The sequence below is a fragment of the Roseomonas chloroacetimidivorans genome (assembly GCF_049629625.1).
GTDB lineage: Bacteria > Pseudomonadota > Alphaproteobacteria > Acetobacterales > Acetobacteraceae > Roseomonas > Roseomonas chloroacetimidivorans.
In genome coordinates this window covers 79488-92699 of the sequence record NZ_JBNBZS010000003.1, presented here as the reverse complement: position 1 = coordinate 92699, position 13212 = coordinate 79488, and the positions used below count along the sequence as shown (strand labels likewise).

The following is a 13212-nucleotide window of genomic DNA, read 5'->3' as shown; positions in this document are numbered from 1 at the left end:
GATGCTGGACGAGCAGGCTGCCCTGCGGGAAATCACCGCGGCACTCGAAGAGTCTGGGAAGCTGGCCGGTCCGGTGACAATGGAGACCAGCATTCTGCACGACCTGAACTTCGACTCCGTCGGAGCCATCGATTTCATCATGCTGCTTGAAACACGCCTGGACACCATCATCCCGATGGACCGGATGGCGGAGATCGAGACAATTGGCGATCTCGTCCGCGTGCTGACCAGCGAAACGACTACGGCTGCCTGAACGATGCTGGCAAAGTTTCGTGCGCTGCGCACCGAGCATGCGGCGGTGGCCGCTGCCGGGCGGGATCCCTTCGGCGTGGCTTTCGATGCCGTGCTGTCCGCAACCGAGGCTGTGCTGGGCGGGCGACGCATCCTGCTGCTCGGCACCAACAACTATCTTGGCCTGACCTTCAACCAGGACTGCATCGACAGCGCTGTCGCGGCGACCGAGGCGCAGGGCACCGGCACCACCGGCTCCCGCATCGCGAACGGCACCTATGGCGGCCATGCGGCGCTGGAGCGGCGGCTGGCGCAGTTCCTCGGCCGCCGGTCGGCCATGGTCTTCACGACAGGCTATCAGGCCAATCTGGGCGCGCTGGCCGCTCTGGCGGGACGCGGCGACCACCTGCTGCTGGATGCCGACAGCCATGCCAGCATCTATGACGGCGCGCGGCTTGGTGGCGCACAGGTCACCCGTTTCCGGCACAACGACCCGGACGACCTCCGGCGCCGCCTGCGTCTGCTTTCCAACCAGCCCGGCGAGAAGCTGATCGTTGCCGAGGGCATCTACAGCATGCTCGGCGACACCGCGCCGCTGCGCGAGATGGCCGAGGTAAAGCGCGAGGCGGGCGCCTGGCTGCTGGTGGATGAGGCCCATTCGCTTGGCGTGCTCGGCAAGCACGGCCGCGGCCTCGCCGAGGCGGAAGGCGTGGAGGAGGATGTCGATTTCGTCGTCGGCACCTTCAGCAAGAGCCTCGGCGCGATCGGGGGCTTCTGCGCCTCCAATCTCGACGGGTTCGACGCACTGCGGCTTTCCGCGCGCGCCTATATGTTCACCGCCTCGCTGCCGCCCTCGATCGTGGCCTCGGTGATCCAGGCCATCGAGGTGATGGAGCAAAATCCCCGGTTGCGGGACGATCTGCGGCGGAACGGGCAGCAATTGCATGCCGGACTCGCCGCGGCCGGCTTCGCGCTGGGCGCCATGCCGAGCCCCATCGTCTCGCTGCCCATGCCGGACCGCCAGACCGCAGTGCTGTTCTGGAATACCCTGCTGGCGGAGGGCATCTACACCAATCTCGCCCTCGGGCCGGCGACACCGGGCGGGAAGCCTCTGCTCCGCATGAGCGTCAGCGCCGCCCTGACCCCGGCGCAGATCGACATGGCGATCGCCGCGATTGCGCGGACCGGCCAGGAGCTTGGGCTGATCGGCGCCACACTGGCCGCGGCGGAGTAGGAAACCTGCTTCCGGTTTCCCTTCGGACGGATCTTCTGCCGGGTTCCGTCCGGTCAGGAGCATCCATCTGACCGTGGAGGCTGTAGAGCCCGGTCCGGCGGCCGTCGCGTCGCGGCGGCTGGAGGCCGTTCCTCCAGAGGCGGGGCGCGACATCATCGTCCCGGCGCTGCTGCTGCTCGCGGTGGCGTTGCTGGTGCGCCTGCCCTTCCTCGGCAATCCCGTGATCGAGGGCGACGAGCAACTCTATCTGCTGGTCGGCGACCGGATGCTGCAGGGTGCGCTCCCCTATGTGGATATCTGGGACCGCAAGCCCATCGGATTGTTCCTGATCTACGCCGCCATCCGGTCGCTGGGTGGCGAGGGGATCCTCCAGTACCAAATCGTCGCTACGCTCGTCGCCGCCGCGACAGCCTTCCTCATCACGCGTATCGCCGCCGGGATCGCGGCCGGGCGGGGGGCGCTATTCGCCGGAATCACTTACCTCCTCTGGCTCAACGTCTTCGGTGGCGAGGGCGGCCAGTCGCCGGTCTTCTACAATCTTCCGGTCGCCGGCGCCGCCCTGCTGACCCTGCACGCCGTCGCGCGGCCGGGCTCCCCCGCGCAGCTGTTCAGGCTCGGCGCCGCGGCGATGCTCGCCACGGGGCTGGCGATGCAGATCAAGTACACGGCGGTGTTCGAGGGAGTTTTCTTCGGCTGCGCCCTTCTGTGGCAGGGCTGGCGCTCGGGCGCCGGTCTCCCGCGCATGCTGCTCTGGGGCATCGCCTGGGCGGCCTGTGCCCTGCTTCCGACCCTGGGAGCGCTGGCCGCCTATGCCGGCCTTGGCGAGCTCCAGGCCTTCGTCTTCGCGAATTTCACCTCGGTCTTCCAGCGCAACACAGCCGTTGTGGGATCGGCGCTCGGGCGGCTGGGCGGCATGGCCGGGCTGCTTCTACCGCTGGCCATCTGCGCCGGGCTTGGTATCCGCCTCGCCCTGCGTCAGCAGGCCGGGGAGGCGGAAGCGCGTCGCATGGCGGTTTTCGTGGCCGGTTGGGCGGCAACCGCCATCGCCGGCGTGCTCCTGTTCGGCACCTACTACAACCATTACGCCCTGCCGCTGCTCGTGCCGCTTTCGGTGGCGGCCGCGCCGCTGCTCGGCTGGCCCGCGGCACGGCTGGGCCGCGTTCCCGCCATGGCCGCCCTGTCACTCGTCGCGGTGATCGCCGGCGCGGTGCTCACCACCCTGCACCTGCGGTCCCGGGGCAATGGCTCGGAGGTCCGGGCTCTGGCCGAAGCGGTGACGCCCGGCGCCAGCCTCTATGTCTTCGACGGCGAGACCATCCTCTATTTCCTCACCCGCGCCATGCTGCCGACCCCCTATGTCTTTCCGACGCATCTGAACGATCTGCGGGAAGTCGGCGGGATCGGGGTCGATCCTGTGGCCGAGCTGCGCCGCATCCTGGCCTCGCGCCCCGCCTTCATCATCACGACCGACAGCACACGCGCCCGGATCAACCCGACATCCTGGGCCTTGTTGTCAGAGGCGCTGCGGGCCGAATACCAGCCGGTCCGCAGCGTGAAGATTGGAAACCGCCACCGGGTCGTCTTCCAGCGCCTCCCCTGATCGGAACCACACCGGACGGAACAGCTCCGGGGCGCCTCTTTCAACGCACGGCGCCGCGGCGCCGCAGCCGCCAGAGCAGGAGTGGCGCCGCCAGCACGGGATGCCGGCGCTGCCAGTCCGTCAGCTCCACCGTCACGCCCGAATGGCGCGCGACCTTGGCGGCCAGGTAGTCCGGCCCGCCATCGAAGGTGAAGGCGGCCTTAATCAGGCGCATAACGTTCAGCGCCTTTCCGCAGGCGCGCCGCAGGGCCCAGGATCCGCTCCAGCCCCCCGCTGGCCCCGGCCGCAAGCGCCCCTCGCCATCCGCCGTGGCGGAGAGCCCAAGTCGCGCCAGGGCGGCTGGCAGCGCCGGCCCGTACCAGCCAGGCGATGTGGCCAGCAGCCTGTCCGGCCGGTTGCTGCGCTCGGCGCGGAGTTCCGCGCCATAGGTATGAGCGAAGAGCCCGCGCCAGTAATCAGCCGGCGTCCCGGCGGGCGGCCCCAGCCGCACGGCCCAGAGCACCGCTGTTTCCACCGCCTGGGCCACCGCGCGCTCCACCCGCAGCCGGGCCGCCGGATCGCGCGCATGGACCAGCGTCGAGGGCTGGCAGAACCGGGCCCAAATCGTGGTGTCCAACGCGTCGGCGCGCACCTTCCGCTCGAACTGGCGCAGGCTCATCACCGCCACCTTGGCGCGGACTGGCACGGCGCGGCCCTCCGGGCCGACGGGTGCCTCGCCGCGCCAGTGCAGCACATTCGGCGGCAGCAAGGCGTTGAAGAAGGCCAATGCCGCCCGGCCATAGAAGGCCTGATGGCCGCTGGTCAGCACATAAAGGTCGAGCAGACCCGTCGCATCGCCATCGCGCCGGCAGGACCCATAGAACAGCACCGCCGCCACCGCCGGGCCGTGCCGGGCAAGGATGTCCTCGGCCAAGTGCCGGGCGGCCAGCATGGCGGCGTTCGGCTGAGGCGGCGGAGCGAGCTCGGCGGCGGCCAGCGCTTCCAGCGCGTCACGGATGGGTGGCGTCATGGCGTCACGAAGGCGATGCGGTCAGGCGCGGAGAGCACGAGCCCTTCCGGGCCCGGCTCGAACACCTCCCCGTCCAGCACAAAGGGCGTGTCGAGGCGAATAGCCAGCCGCTCCGCCCGGCCACTGCAATAGCCGGATGCTGGCATCCAGGGGCGTGGCCGGCCCTGTCGGGCGGCCCAGAGCGCCGCCAGCAGCCGTTTCGGCGGCGCCGCCACATCGAGCCACCGTACCGCCCCCTGCCCTTCTCCCCAGAACGGCCATAGCCCCAGCATGAGCCGGTCGAGCGGGGTGGCGAGCACGAGGAAGCGGTTTCCGTCGCGGGCCGGCAAGCCATCCGGCGCCACCCGCATCGGCGCGCCGGCCCGCAGCGGGTGCCCGCGCTGCCACCCCACCCTCAGCGCCACCCCCGCGAGGGCCAGCAGCACTGCCAGCCGGTCATGGATACCACGGCGGTGCAGCGTCCTTTCGGCCAGCAGCTTCGCCTCGGTGAAGGCGCCGGCGCCGAAGAGCAGGCCTCGCAGCGGCTCCACCTCATCGAGGCCGGGTCTTGCCACCTCCAGCACCGGCAGTAGCCGGCGGCGCAGCTTGCCGCGATCCGCGGCCGCCCGCAGCCGCGCCAGCGCTGCCTCTCCTGGCCCAGGGCTGCCCAGCACCCGGGCGGCCAGGTTGGTCTTGCCCGTCGCCAGTATGGAAATCTCTGGCGGATGAGGGCCGAAGGCCTCCGGCAGGGCCGTGAGCACCTCGCGCAGCGTGCCGTCGCCGCCCTGCACGGCCAGCAGGTCCACACCCTCCGCCGCGAAGCCGGCGAGTGCCGATTTCAGTTCCGCGCGGCTGGCAGGCGCCGCCTGCGGCAGTCCCGCGGCCTTCTCGCCCAGTCCGAACCGCCCCTCGCGCAGCGCCCGGCTCAGTGGGTTGGTGATCAGGCCGATGCGACGCGTGCCGCTCATGCCTCCAGCCAGGAACGCAGCGGTGCGCGGCGCCGTGCCAGCCCCGCCTGCACCGTCACCACAGCCTGCTCGACGCAGCCGAAAATCGTCCAGGCCGCCACCGCCAGCATGCCCCAATCCGGGCGCCCGGCCAGGGTGCCGAGGCTGAGGAGCAGCAGATTCGGGTTACGCCGCGCGATCCACAGGCGGAAGAAGCTGTCGAAGCGGCGCCAGACATGGATTTCCATACGGTACAGGGCGAGGAACAGTCCCTCCTGCAGTCGCTGCAGCACATAGCCGCCGAAGACCACCGCCCCCACGGCGACAGGATGGGCGAGCGGCAGGCCGACTTCTCCCAGCCCATAGATCCAGGCAAGCCACCAGAAGGGCGGGTGGATCAGGTCGATCGCGTGGTCGAAGACATTGCCGAAGGGCGTCGAGGTGAGCGTCACCCGCGCCAGCTTGCCATCCACCGTATCGAGGAAGGTCATCACCCAGGCCGCCAGCAGGCCGAGCAGGAAGGCCCCCGTGGCGAATAGCCAGAGCGCCAGGAAGACCAGCACCAGGCTGGCCAGCGTGACCTGGTTCGGGGTGACGCCGAGCGCCGCGCAGCCCCGCACGACATGGAAGGCCGGGCGGGGCCAGACATGCTTGGTGATGGCGTCGGTCACGCCCTTGTAGGAGCCGCCAAACATCTCCCATTCGACCGCCCTCCGGGTCTCAGGGGCGAGCCGCAGCAGATACGGGTTCCCGCGCTTCCGCAGCGCCTTGTTGTAGCTGTCCGTCAGGGCGGCCGGCCGCAGGGAATTCAGCCCGGTGAAGACCGGGTCGTCGGCCTTGCACCCGGCCTCCAGCGCGGCGGCGACGGCGCCGGCCGGCGCCTCGGCGGGCAGGTGCGCGGCGACGGGCAGGCCATCCTCCGGCCGGCAAAGCAGCACGCCCGGGCTTTTCGCGAGGCCCGCCACCAGCGCCGCGTCATAGACATGGTCTGCCCTCAGCAGGAGAAGCGTGCGGCTCTCCGTGCCGGCCTGACCCCAGGGTGCGACATCGGCGATCCCGGCCCGGTTCAGCGCCCGGCGGAGAAGGACGGAGCCAGGCATGCTCCAGACCGGAACGGGTGATTCCCCCAGGAGCCGGGCCGCGGGCGCGGCTGGCGCCGGCGCGGCAGACGGGCGAGATTGGGGCGCCCCATGTCCTTTACCCTCGCGCACCTTTCCGATCTGCACCTGCCTGTTCCCCCTGGGGCTCTTCGCCCGCTCGGGCAACTCGCGGGGAAGCGCTTGCTGGCCTATCTCGCCTGGCGGCGCAAGCGCCGGCGTGCCGTGCCCGCGGCCGGGCTGCTGGCCGATATCGAGGCCGCTGGCGCCGACCATATCGCCGTGACCGGCGATCTCACCAACCTCGCTTTGCCCGCCGAATTCGCCGCGGCGCGGGACTGGCTGGAGCGGCTGGCGCCGCCCGGGCGGCTGACGGTGGTGCCGGGCAACCATGATGCCACCGTGGCCGTACCCTGGGCGACGGGCATCGGAAGCTGGCAGGCCTGGATGATGGATGACGCGCCGGCCCCCGGTGCCGCCCCCTTCCCTTTCATACGCCGGCGTGGGCCGGTGGCCCTGATCGGACTCTCTTCCGCAGTGCCGACCATGCCCGGCTCCGCCGCCGGCAGGCTCGGGCCGGACCAGCTTGCCCGGCTGCCGGCGCTTCTCGACGCCGCCCGGCGAGAGGGGCTGTTCCGGGTCGTGCTGGTGCATCATCCGCCCGCCCTCGGGCCGGGCGGGCGGCGCAAGGCGCTGGGCGACCGCGCGGCACTGCGTGACATCCTGGCCCGGCACGGGGCGGAGCTGGTGCTGCACGGGCATCACCACGTCCCTCTTCAGGATGAGCTTCCCGGACCGTCCGGCCCCATCCCCGTGCTCGGCACGCCACAGGCCCTGGCGGGCGGGCACAACAGGCCGGGATGGCAGCTATGCCGGATCACCCCGGCGGAAACCGGCTGGCTGCTCGAAACCACCCTCCGGATCCAGGACCCGGCCACCGGCAGCTTCCGGGAGGCCCAGCGCCATACGCGCCGGCTTGCGCCTTCGGTCAGTACCGAAGATGGATCGTCATGCGGGATTCACCTGACGGCACGGTGAAGCGGACATCGCCGAAGGATGGCAGCCCCACCGTCGTCGGGGCGTCATTGGAAAAGCCGTAGCCCTCGGCCGGCAGGCCGATCAGCGTGCGGTTGAAGTCGTGATCGTTGTTCTCGTCGTGATAGACGGCGATCGCATAATCGCCGGGTGACGAAAGCGCGAAGCAGGCCTCGGCTGAGGGGCCCTGAAGCGTGATGCGCTGGCGCGCCAGATAGGCGCGGTGGGCCAGGAATTTCTCAGGCCGCGGCCCGTAGATCGTGATGGTGGCATTCCCCGCGACCCGGCGCGCGCCGGTGACCGTCACCCGCAGCCTTGGCCCCTCCGGCGCATCCGGCGCGGCGCAAGCCGCCGCGCGAGGTTCGGACGCCGTGGCCGGGGCGGCCGCGATGAGCAGCGGCGCGGCGATGAGGAGAAGGGCCAGTGTCGGGCGGTGCGCCGGCCGGAACCTGGAACCCGGCCCGAACTGGCGGGCCTGGGGGCCTGCTCCTATAGTCCGCGCGGAGCAGAGCCCGGCCGTTACACTGTCGGAATCCGCTCGGCTCACCCGTAATACCGGTCGCGCGAGATTCCAGATGCCAAGCGCCACGCTCACCAAGTTCGGCTACCCCGCCACCCTGATCGGCGAAACCGACCACTGGACCGTGTTGCTGCGGCCGCAGCAAGTCACGCTCGGCTCGCTGGTGCTGGTCTGCCGCGAGCCGGTCACCAGCTTCGGCGCTGTCAGCCCCGCCGCCTTCGCCGACCTGCATCGCGCCATCACCCGCATCGAGGCGATCCTGCGGGAATTCGTGAGCTATGAGAAGATCAACTACCTCATGCTGATGATGGTGGATCCGGACGTCCACTTCCACGTCATCCCCCGTTACAGCGAGGCACGTACTCATCTCGGCCGCAGCTTCCCTGATGCCGGCTGGCCGGGCCCGCCGGCGCTGGGCCAGGCGGTGGAGCCAGAGGACACGCTGCGCGACGACATCCTCCAGCGCCTCCGCGGTGCCTGGGCAGCCGCGGAAGCGTGAGCCGCAGATTCGCCGCCGGCATCGACCGGGGGCCACCGGCCAGGGGCGGGCTGGTCAGCCGCTACCTGTTGCGGTTGCTGGCGAAGCCCCTCGCGGCCACGCTGCTTCTGGTTCTGCCAGCGCTGCTGCTGGAGCGGCTGCTGCGGCTGTTCAACCTGCTGGTCGGTACCGGAAGCCCCGCCGCCTCGATCGTCGAGCTGCTGCTCTATCTGATTCCGCATTATCTCGGCCTGGCGATGCCGGCGGCTTTGTTCCTGGCCGTCTATGTGGTCGTCGCGCGGCTGAGCCAAGATCATGAGCTGGACGCGCTTCAAGCCTCGGGCTTCTCGCTGGCGCGCCTGAGCTGGCCGTTCCTGGCGGTCGGGCTGCTCTGCGCGGCGCTTGGCGTCGGGCTCTACGGCTATGTCCAGCCGCTCAGCCGCTACTCCTATCGCGCCGCTTTCCATGCCCTGACCAATGCGGGCTGGAATGCGACGCTGATACCCGGGGAATTCGTGCAGATCGGCCACCGGCTGACGGTCTATGTCGAGCGGCGGGACGCCGCGGACGGGCTGCTGCGCGGCGTCTTCCTGCATCAGCGGCGGGAGGATGGCGGCGAAGTGCTGACCACCGCCGCAACGGGCCGGCTGCTTGTCAGCGCCACGGATAGCGAATTGCTGGTGGAGCTTGAGGACGGCCAGCAGATCACCCTGTCTCCCGGCGGAGAGGCCTCGACCCTGCGCTTCACCAATTCAGCCCAGTCGCGGCCCTTCGTCCGGCGCCTGCCTATCTTCCGCCTGCGTGGCGTTGATGAGCGGGAGATGACGATGCATGAACTCTGGGCAGCCCGGAGCCTGCCGGACCCGCCGGTGCCGCAGCGCCGCATGGAGGGCGAGTTGCACGGGCGGCTGGTGCGCTCCGTTTCGCTCCTGCTCCTTCCGCTCCTGGCGATGCCCATGGGGCTTGCGGCGAAGCGGTCGCGACGCTCGGTCGCCATCCTGCTCGGCGCGGTGATCCTGGTGGTCTATCAGCAAGCGTTGCAGCTGATAGAATCCCTCGGCGATGTCGGGCGTATCGACCCGCGCCCCGCACTTTGGATCCTCTTCCTGCTTTTCGCCGCCTTTTCCATCCTGGTCTTCCGGCACAGCAACAGGAACCCGAACGAGGGGGCTTTCGACGGCGTGCTCGCCCGCCTCGACATGGCCGCGAACACCGCCGCCCGCTGGCTGCCGCGGCGCCTGAGAGCCTCTTCGTGATCCTCAACTCGGTTGCCGGTCGCTACCTGACGCGGATCTTCATCAGCCGCACGGCCATGGTGCTGTTGGGGCTGGCAGCGTTGCTGCAGCTCCTGGACCTGCTGGACAAGGCGAGTGACGTGCTGGCCCGCGGCGGGGTTCTGGATATCGGCCGCTACGCCCTGCTGCGCCTTCCGACCACCCTCGGCCAGATCCTCCCCCTGGCCGTGCTGGTGGGGGCGATCCTGACCTTCCGGCGCCTCGCCTCTACGCTGGAGGTGACGGCTATGCGGGCAGCCGGCATCGGCACCTGGCGCATCCTGGGGGCCCTTCTGCCGGCCTGCGCGCTTGCCGTTGCCGTGCAGTTTGCGTTGCTTCTCGGCATCGCGCCACGGACCGAGCGGGCCCTGGCGGACTGGTGGGACAGGCGCGAGGCGCCAAACCAGCCGATTGCCCTTTCGCAGCGCCTCTGGCTGCGCAACGGCACCGATATCGTCGCGGCGGATGCGGTTTCCCGGGATGGCAGCGTGCTTGAGGGCCTGCTGCTCGTCCGCCGGGACGCGCATGGGCAGGCGCTGGCCCGGATCGACGCGCGGCGCGCGGCATACGGGCCGGCAGGCTGGCGGCTGGAGGAGGTGCGCCTTGTCCGGCCGGGCGAGGACCGAACCACCACGGCGCCGGATCTTGCCTGGCCTGAGGGGCCGCCGCCCCGGATGATGCGGGATCTCGCCCGGCCGACCGACGCCCAGCCGCTCGGCCGGCTTCTCGCGGGGCGGCGGGGCGAAGGCGCCGTCACGCGGGGCCCCGCCTATTACGCGACGCGGCTGCAAGTTCTCGCTGCCATGGCGGTGGAGCCTTTCATCATGGTGCTGCTCGCCATCCCCTCGGCCTTCGGCCTGCCGAGGCAGACGGGCGCCGCCCGGCGTGCCGCGGTTGGACTGGTGCTCGGCCTGGGCTATCTGGTGGTTGGCGGCCTGATGAGGGCAGTCGGCGAGGCTGGCGGGCTGGGCCCGGTACCAGCGGCCTGGATCACGCCGCTGTGCTTCTCCGTCGCCGGCTTGCTATGCCTCTGGCGCGAGGAAGCCTGAGGGGACCCGCGTGGTCCATGATCGGGAATCGGGAGAGCAGCATGTATGGTCCGTGGCGCGGCGGACGGAGTTTCGATCTCGGGCGCATGACGCTGCGGGAACTGGTACGCGCCTATGCCGCGCATCCGGCGATCCATCTCTATGTCGTCCTGGCGGTGCTGAGCGCCGGGCTGGCTGTGTACTGGGCGCCGGAAGGTGGGTCGCTCCGCCCGCTCCTGGCCGTGCTCGCCACTATCCTTGCCTATCCGCTGGCCTGGTACCTGATCCACCGCTTCGTCCTGCATTCGCGGTTCCTCTACCGGTCTCCGCTGACGGCGGCGCTGTGGAAGCGGATTCATTTCGACCACCACCAGGACCCGCACCGGCTGGACGTGCTGTTCGGCGCGCCGGTGACCACGGTGCCGACGATCCTGGCCATCCTGGTGCCGATGGGATGGTATGTAGGCGGCGGGCCCGCGGGCATGGCGGCGGCGGTGGCAACCGGCTTCGTCATCACCTGCATCTATGAATTCTGCCACTGCATCCAGCACCTGAACTTCAAGCCGCGCAGCCGCCTGCTGCGGCGGATGAAGGAGTTGCACCTGGCCCACCACTTCCACCATGAGGGCGGCAATTACGGCATCACTAGTTTCGTCATCGACCGGACCTTCGGCACCTATTACGGCGAGGTCCGGCAGCGGCCGCGCAGCCCGCATGTGTTCAATCTCGGCTATGACCGGGCAGAGGCGGCGCGTTTTCCCTGGGTGGAGAAGCTGACCGGCGCGCCGCCGCGCGACCGTCCGGCCCGGCCCGGCGAAACGGCGTGATCCTGCCGCCAGCGCGGGCCTCCTCCGTCGAGATCCTGCCGGTGACCGACCGCGCCGGTCTCGACCGCTTCATCCGCCTGCCCAATGATCTGTTCCAGGCCGATCCCGCCTGGGTTCCGCCGCTTCTCATGGAACGCCGCGACGCCTTGTCGCCGAAGAAGAACCCGTGGTTCCGCCATGGCGAGGCCGCGTTCTGGATCGCCCGCCGGGATGGCCGCGATGTTGGCCGTATCAGCGCACAGGAGGACCGGTTGGTGCCGGGCGGGGACAAGGGACGCCCGGCCCATTTCGGCCTGCTGGCGGCGGAAGACGACGCTGAGGTCTTCGCGGCACTGCTGGAAACGGCGGAAGCCTGGGCCCGGGCGCGCGGGCTCCGCGTGATGCAGGGTCCCTTCAGCCTCTCGATCAACGAGCAGACCGGGCTGCTGGTCTCCGGCTTCGACACCCCACCCATGCTGATGATGCCCCACGACCCGCCCTATGCCGGGCCACGGCTGGAGCAGCTCGGCTACCACAAGGCCCGCGACTTGTTGGCCTATGTCTCGGAGCCTTCGGTTCCGATGCCGCGCGCGGCCGCACGCGCCGTGGCGCGCGGCCTTCCCGCCGGTGTCACGCTGCGTCCCATGCGCCGGGACAGGCTGCAGGAGGAAGTTGCTGTCCTCATCGATATCTTCAACGAGGCCTGGTCCGGCAACTGGGGCTTCGTGCCCTTCACCGCGGAGGAAGTGGCGCATCTCGCCAAGGAACTGCGCCCGCTTCTGAACGAAAGGCTGGTCTGGTTTGCGGAGATGGAGGGCCGGCCGGTGGCCTTCGGGGTCTGCCTGCCCAATCTGAACGAGGCGATCCGCGACCTTTCCGGACGGTTGCTGCCCGTTGGCTGGGCCAAGTTGCTTTGGCGCCTGAAGGTCACGGGGGTTTCCACCGCGCGCGTGCCGCTAATGGGCGTACGCCGGCAATTGGGCGCGGGGCTGCTGGGCCGGGTCCTGCCGCTTTTCCTTGTTGAGGCGATGCGGAAGGAAGCAATCGCCCTCGGCATCAAGCGCATCGAGATGTCCTGGGTTCTGGAGGATAACCTGCCCATGCGGCACCTCGCAGAATCCTTCGGGGCCCGCGTCTACAAGACCTACCGCGTCTACGAGAAGGAACTCCCCGCGTGACCGTTGACGGCGTGACCGCCCTGGTACTCGCCGGGCAGCGCCGTGGGACGGATCCGATGGCCGCGGCCGCGGGCCTGTCACACAAAGCGCTACTGCCGGTGGCCGGTGTTCCGATGCTGCTGCGTGTTCTCGCGGCGTTGCGGGCAACGCCGGGCATCGGGCGCATCGTGGTCTCGATCGAGGCACCGGAGACGACGCTCGACGGTGTCGATGGCCTTGAAGGTGTCATCCTGCGTCGCTCGGAAGCCAGCCCGGCCCGCAGCGCCGCCGCCGTGTTCGAGGAATTCGGCGCACCCTTGCTGGTGACCACCGCCGACCATGCCTTGCTGACGCCGGCCATGGTGACGCATCTTTTGAAAGCCGCCCCGCCGGAGGCAGCGGCCCTGGCGGCGCTTGCGCGGCAGGAGACGGTGCTGGCCGACTTCCCGGACACGCGGCGCACCTGGCTGCGCTTCCGCGACGGTGCCTTCAGCGGCTGCAACCTGTTCCTTCTGGCCCGGCCCGAGGCGGCGCGGGTTCTTCGTTTCTGGCAGGCGCTGGAGCAACGCCGGAAGCAGCCCCTCGCAATGGCGCGGATGCTGGGACTGGTGCCGCTGCTGCGCTACGCGCTGGGGCGCCTGACCTTGCGGGGCGCGCTGGACGCGCTCGAACGGCGCTGCGCGGCCCGGCTCGCCTTTGTCGACATGCCATTCGGCGCCGCCGCGGTGGATGTGGACAAGCCGGCTGACCTCAGCCTCGTAGAGACAAGGCTAAGCGCCAGCGTCAGCTGATCCGCAGCAGATGCGCATGGTTCGCG

14 protein-coding genes are annotated in these 13212 nt (G+C 70.0%); 10 read left to right on the top strand and 4 right to left on the bottom strand.

Annotation, left to right across the window (positions count from 1 at the left end):
- The first annotated feature begins 1 nt into the window (after nt 1).
- From ACO1BU_RS02665 to ACO1BU_RS02655, 3 genes are all read left to right on the top strand, one after another.
- Entirely contained in the window at nt 2-253 is a 252-nt protein-coding gene (locus ACO1BU_RS02665) for an acyl carrier protein (protein ID WP_424134351.1), read from the top strand.
- 3 nt (nt 254-256) lie between these two features.
- Nucleotides 257-1465, top strand: coding sequence for a serine palmitoyltransferase (gene spt / locus ACO1BU_RS02660; protein ID WP_424134350.1), 1209 nt, complete (start codon nt 257-259; stop codon nt 1463-1465).
- 73 nt (nt 1466-1538) lie between these two features.
- Nucleotides 1539-3065, top strand: coding sequence for a hypothetical protein (locus ACO1BU_RS02655; protein ID WP_424134349.1), 1527 nt, complete (start codon nt 1539-1541; stop codon nt 3063-3065).
- 40 nt (nt 3066-3105) lie between these two features.
- Here ACO1BU_RS02655 and ACO1BU_RS02650 read toward each other — a convergent pair whose 3' ends face one another.
- From ACO1BU_RS02650 to ACO1BU_RS02640, 3 genes are read right to left on the bottom strand one after another with little or no spacing between them, the layout of a single operon-like run.
- Entirely contained in the window at nt 3106-4074 is a 969-nt protein-coding gene (locus tag ACO1BU_RS02650; RefSeq protein WP_424134348.1) for a hypothetical protein, read from the bottom strand.
- Nucleotides 4071-5021, bottom strand: coding sequence for a diacylglycerol kinase family protein (locus ACO1BU_RS02645; protein ID WP_424134347.1), 951 nt, complete (start codon nt 5019-5021; stop codon nt 4071-4073). Before ACO1BU_RS02645 ends, ACO1BU_RS02650 begins: the two co-directional genes overlap by 4 nt.
- Nucleotides 5018-6100 carry a CDP-alcohol phosphatidyltransferase family protein gene (locus ACO1BU_RS02640; protein ID WP_424134346.1) on the bottom strand — a complete coding sequence of 361 codons (1083 nt, stop codon included), beginning with the start codon at nt 6098-6100 and terminating at the stop codon, nt 5018-5020. Before ACO1BU_RS02640 ends, ACO1BU_RS02645 begins: the two co-directional genes overlap by 4 nt.
- A gap of 90 nt (nt 6101-6190) precedes the next feature.
- Here ACO1BU_RS02640 and ACO1BU_RS02635 point away from each other — a divergent pair, with 90 nt between their 5' ends.
- The gene (locus ACO1BU_RS02635; RefSeq protein ID WP_424134345.1) at nt 6191-7135 is read left to right on the top strand and encodes a metallophosphoesterase family protein; all 945 of its coding nucleotides are present in this window, start codon (nt 6191-6193) and stop codon (nt 7133-7135) included.
- On the opposite strand, the gene ACO1BU_RS02630 is transcribed toward ACO1BU_RS02635, so the two are convergent.
- Entirely contained in the window at nt 7086-7679 is a 594-nt protein-coding gene (locus ACO1BU_RS02630; RefSeq protein ID WP_424134344.1) for a DUF2141 domain-containing protein, read from the bottom strand. The genes ACO1BU_RS02635 and ACO1BU_RS02630 overlap by 50 nt on opposite strands.
- Before the next feature lie 28 nt (nt 7680-7707).
- Between ACO1BU_RS02630 and ACO1BU_RS02625 the strand changes: the two genes are divergently transcribed.
- From ACO1BU_RS02625 to ACO1BU_RS02600, 6 genes are read left to right on the top strand one after another with little or no spacing between them, the layout of a single operon-like run.
- Nucleotides 7708-8151, top strand: coding sequence for an HIT family protein (locus ACO1BU_RS02625; RefSeq protein ID WP_424134343.1), 444 nt, complete (start codon nt 7708-7710; stop codon nt 8149-8151).
- On the top strand, nt 8148-9386 hold the full coding sequence (locus tag ACO1BU_RS02620; RefSeq protein ID WP_424134342.1) for an LptF/LptG family permease: 1239 nt from the start codon (nt 8148-8150) through the stop codon (nt 9384-9386). The genes ACO1BU_RS02625 and ACO1BU_RS02620 overlap by 4 nt, the downstream gene beginning before the upstream one ends.
- Nucleotides 9383-10453 (top strand): LptF/LptG family permease, encoded by a 1071-nt coding sequence (locus ACO1BU_RS02615; RefSeq protein ID WP_424134341.1) that lies wholly within the window; start codon nt 9383-9385, stop codon nt 10451-10453. Before ACO1BU_RS02620 ends, ACO1BU_RS02615 begins: the two co-directional genes overlap by 4 nt.
- Nucleotides 10454-10494: 41 nt before the next feature.
- Nucleotides 10495-11259, top strand: coding sequence for a sterol desaturase family protein (locus tag ACO1BU_RS02610; protein ID WP_424134340.1), 765 nt, complete (start codon nt 10495-10497; stop codon nt 11257-11259).
- The gene (locus tag ACO1BU_RS02605) at nt 11256-12416 is read left to right on the top strand and encodes a GNAT family N-acetyltransferase (protein ID WP_424134339.1); all 1161 of its coding nucleotides are present in this window, start codon (nt 11256-11258) and stop codon (nt 12414-12416) included. The genes ACO1BU_RS02610 and ACO1BU_RS02605 overlap by 4 nt, the downstream gene beginning before the upstream one ends.
- Nucleotides 12413-13186 (top strand): NTP transferase domain-containing protein, encoded by a 774-nt coding sequence (locus ACO1BU_RS02600; protein ID WP_424134338.1) that lies wholly within the window; start codon nt 12413-12415, stop codon nt 13184-13186. Before ACO1BU_RS02605 ends, ACO1BU_RS02600 begins: the two co-directional genes overlap by 4 nt.
- The last annotated feature ends 26 nt before the right edge of the window (nt 13187-13212 follow it).

Bases quoted from the DNA above. Each gene is read 5' to 3' on its own strand.
- ACO1BU_RS02635 (WP_424134345.1), top strand. From the start codon at position 6,191: ATGTCCTTTACCCTCGCGCACCTTTCCGATCTGCACCTGCCTGTTCCC.
- spt (WP_424134350.1), top strand. From the start codon at position 257: ATGCTGGCAAAGTTTCGTGCGCTGCGCACCGAGCATGCGGCGGTGGCC.
- ACO1BU_RS02645 (WP_424134347.1), bottom strand. From the start codon at position 5,021: ATGAGCGGCACGCGTCGCATCGGCCTGATCACCAACCCACTGAGCCGG.
- ACO1BU_RS02610 (WP_424134340.1), top strand. From the start codon at position 10,495: ATGTATGGTCCGTGGCGCGGCGGACGGAGTTTCGATCTCGGGCGCATG.
- ACO1BU_RS02625 (WP_424134343.1), top strand. From the start codon at position 7,708: ATGCCAAGCGCCACGCTCACCAAGTTCGGCTACCCCGCCACCCTGATC.
- ACO1BU_RS02650 (WP_424134348.1), bottom strand. From the start codon at position 4,074: ATGACGCCACCCATCCGTGACGCGCTGGAAGCGCTGGCCGCCGCCGAG.
- ACO1BU_RS02640 (WP_424134346.1), bottom strand. From the start codon at position 6,100: ATGCCTGGCTCCGTCCTTCTCCGCCGGGCGCTGAACCGGGCCGGGATC.
- ACO1BU_RS02665 (WP_424134351.1), top strand. From the start codon at position 2: ATGCTGGACGAGCAGGCTGCCCTGCGGGAAATCACCGCGGCACTCGAA.